Genomic DNA, 2724 nt, shown 5'->3' on the forward strand with positions numbered 1-2724 from the left:
ATCTGGGCGAGCAACTGGCGGCACTCGGCGACCGTCCCCTCGGCGACGACCCCACGCTTCCGGGCAGGCTGCAGCGCAGGTAACGCTGCGCTGGGGCCGTTGGCTCCTTCGGACCAGTGCGCAAGGAAGGCAGCGAGGCCATTCCTAGAATCGCGCGGATGTCAAAGGAGCGTCGATGACGTACAGGACGTTCACAGCGACCACGCATTTCAAGGGCCTGGACGGACTGCGGGCCTTCAGCGTGATCGCGGTGATCTGGACCCACGTCAGCGGTCCGCACGCGATGGAGTTGCTCAGGCACGGCAACAAGGGCGTCGACCTCTTTTTCGCCATCAGCGGGTTCCTGGTCACCACGCTGCTGCTGAAGGAGCGCCGCAGGACCGGCGCGATCTCGCTGCGCGACTTCTACATCCGGCGCACCTTGCGCATCTTCCCGCTGTATTACGCGGTGCTGGCCCTCTACTGCGTGCTGGTGTTCGCCACCATGCGCGGCACGCCCAAGGCCGCGGAGTTCTGGCAGAACCTGCCTGCCTTCGCGACCTACACGTCGAACTGGTTCGTCAGCGCCGAGAACGGCGCCGAGCATGGCGTGACCTTCTACTTCGCCTGGTCGCTCGCGACCGAGGAACAGTTCTACCTGTTCTGGCCGCCGGTGCTGGTGGCGGCGCTGGCCAGTCGTCGCGCCTGGCTGCCTGCGGTCGTCGCGGTCGTGCTGTTCCTCGCGCAGGTGGCGGCCATCCAGGTCCCCGCGCCCGGGCTGGTGCTCACCGCGATCGGCAGTCTGGCCCCGCCCATCCTGTTCGGCGCCATGTTCGCCGTGCTGCTGGACCACAGGCCGACGTTCGACGTTCTCGCGCCGATGCTGGGCCGCCGTGTCGTGCCGCCGCTGGCCACGGCGTTGCTGCTCGCGCAACTGCAACTGGGCGCGCCTGCGCTGGCCATCAGCTTCACGATGGCCGTGCTGGTGGCGAGCATCTGCCTGTGCCAGGACTCGTGGCTGCATCCGGTGCTGGACGCGAGGCCCGTCGCCTTCGTGGGCACCATCAGCTACGGCATGTACCTGATGCACATGCTCGCCGCCAACGCCGTGCGCAAGGTGGCCGGGCACCAGATGGGCCTGGATGTCTTCGCCGGCACGGTGCTGCTGGTGGTGCTGATGGCCTATGCCAGCCACCGCTGGTTCGAGTCGCCGATCCTGCGCTTGAAGGCGCGCTTCACGGGCCGCGGTCGTATTGCCGCGGCGCGCCCTGCTGCTGCAGTCATCACGCCGACGTCGTCGGCCTGAGGGCCTAGGCGCGCTGGTGCAGCGGCGCCGCGTGGATCTCGATGGTGGAGTGCGCGATTTCCGGATGCCGGGCGAGGCGGCGCCGCACCTCGGCGGCATCCAGCTGCGCGTCGCTGGTGAGCAGCGTCAGCGCGCACGCATAGCAGTCGCGGCCGACGCGCCACACGTGCAGGTCGGTCACGCGGTCGCCGCCCGTCTCCACGGCCTCGCGCACCTCGTCGACGATGGCATGGTCCATCTCGCGATCGAGCAGGACCTTGCCGGTCTTCATGATGAGGCCGCGGGCCCAGGAGGCGACGAGCACCGCGCCGACGATGCCCATCACCGGATCGAGCCACCACCAGCCATAGACCCAGCCGCCCGCGAGGGCCAGGATCGCCAGCACCGAGGTCGCCGCGTCGGTCACCACGTGCACGTAGGCCGAGCGCAGGTTCAGGTCCTCGTGGTGCTCGGCATCGGAAGCCGTCGCATGCATGTGGTGGTCATGGTGCGCATGCGCGTGCGCGCCGTGGTGGTGACCGTGGTCGTCGTGGTCGTGGTCGTGCCCGTGGTCGTGGTGGTGGCCATGGCCCGCGCGGGCGAGGATGAGCGCACAGGCGAGGTTGACGGCCAGGCCGAGGACCGCGACGACCAGCGCCTCGCGGTAATGGATCGCCTGCGGCGCCAGCAGGCGCTCCACCGAGCCGAACAGCATCAGCGCGGCGACCACCAGCAGCAGGATGGCGCTCGTGAAGCCCGCCAGCACCTCGATCTTCCAGGTGCCGAACGCGAAGCGCTCGTCATCCTTGTAGCGGCGCGCCGTCGCGTAGGCGAACACGGCCAGCCCGATCGCCAGCGCGTGCGAACTCATGTGCCAGCCGTCGGCCAGCAGCGCCATCGAGTTGAACCAGTACCCCGCGGCGATCTCCGCGACCATCGCGAACGCGGTGATCCAGAACACCACCGTCGTGCTGCGCTCGGCCGCCTCGTCGCCGGTGTGGAAAGCGTGGGACTGGAGCCAAGGGGCGGAAGACGGGTCGTGGTCGGTGGACATGGTGGATCGCGATGCGCGGCACCAATTGTCCGCGACGTCGCAGGTGGGCCACAGCGTGGCAAGGGGGCGGTGCGTTCCTACAGCCGGGGCATCGGCCACTGCCCAGAATGGCCTTTATTCACAGGAGCCGCCATGCAGCAACAGCCACAGCCGACTTCCCCGTCCTTCGCCGAGAACGAGCCCCCAGCCAGCGGCGGCACGCTCGCGCGAACGGCCCGCGCGCTTGCGTCGCGCTTCCTTGGTAGGGCGGCTGATCCGATTGAGCAGCCCTTCCGCGACAGCGACTTCGAAGCGGAATCCGACTTCTTCGGCCGCCCGCTGGGCGAGCACTGACGAGTCTCTGCGCGGCAACGCTCGCAGGGCTCGTTGGAGCCATGTCGACGCCCTCGCGCAGGGACCGGGTGAT

Annotated in this window: 3 protein-coding genes; 2 read left to right on the forward strand and 1 reads right to left on the reverse strand. The window is 68.9% G+C overall.

All coding sequences use genetic code 11. The features are described 5' to 3' along the window. Nucleotides 1-175: 175 nt before the first annotated feature. Nucleotides 176-1285, forward strand: a complete 1110-nt coding sequence (locus tag HOQ08_RS11075; protein WP_291194556.1) for an acyltransferase — start codon at nt 176-178, stop codon at nt 1283-1285. A 4-nt stretch (nt 1286-1289) separates the two neighbouring features. On the opposite strand, the gene dmeF is transcribed toward HOQ08_RS11075, so the two are convergent. Beyond that, nucleotides 1290-2318 (reverse strand): CDF family Co(II)/Ni(II) efflux transporter DmeF, encoded by a 1029-nt coding sequence (gene dmeF, locus HOQ08_RS11080; RefSeq protein ID WP_291194559.1) that lies wholly within the window; start codon nt 2316-2318, stop codon nt 1290-1292. A gap of 132 nt (nt 2319-2450) precedes the next feature. Here dmeF and HOQ08_RS11085 point away from each other — a divergent pair, with 132 nt between their 5' ends. Beyond that, a complete protein-coding gene (locus tag HOQ08_RS11085) occupies nt 2451-2651 on the forward strand; it encodes a hypothetical protein (RefSeq protein WP_291194562.1) in 201 nt (66 codons plus the stop codon). Nucleotides 2652-2724 lie beyond the last annotated feature (73 nt).

This window comes from Frateuria sp. (genome assembly GCF_013362045.1).
Taxonomy (GTDB): Bacteria; Pseudomonadota; Gammaproteobacteria; order Xanthomonadales; family Rhodanobacteraceae; genus Frateuria_A.

Excerpts from the sequence above, each read along its gene's own strand:
- HOQ08_RS11075 (WP_291194556.1), top strand. The coding sequence starts at position 176 with ATGACGTACAGGACGTTCACAGCGACCACGCATTTCAAGGGCCTGGAC.
- dmeF (WP_291194559.1), bottom strand. The coding sequence starts at position 2,318 with ATGTCCACCGACCACGACCCGTCTTCCGCCCCTTGGCTCCAGTCCCAC.
- HOQ08_RS11085 (WP_291194562.1), top strand. The coding sequence starts at position 2,451 with ATGCAGCAACAGCCACAGCCGACTTCCCCGTCCTTCGCCGAGAACGAG.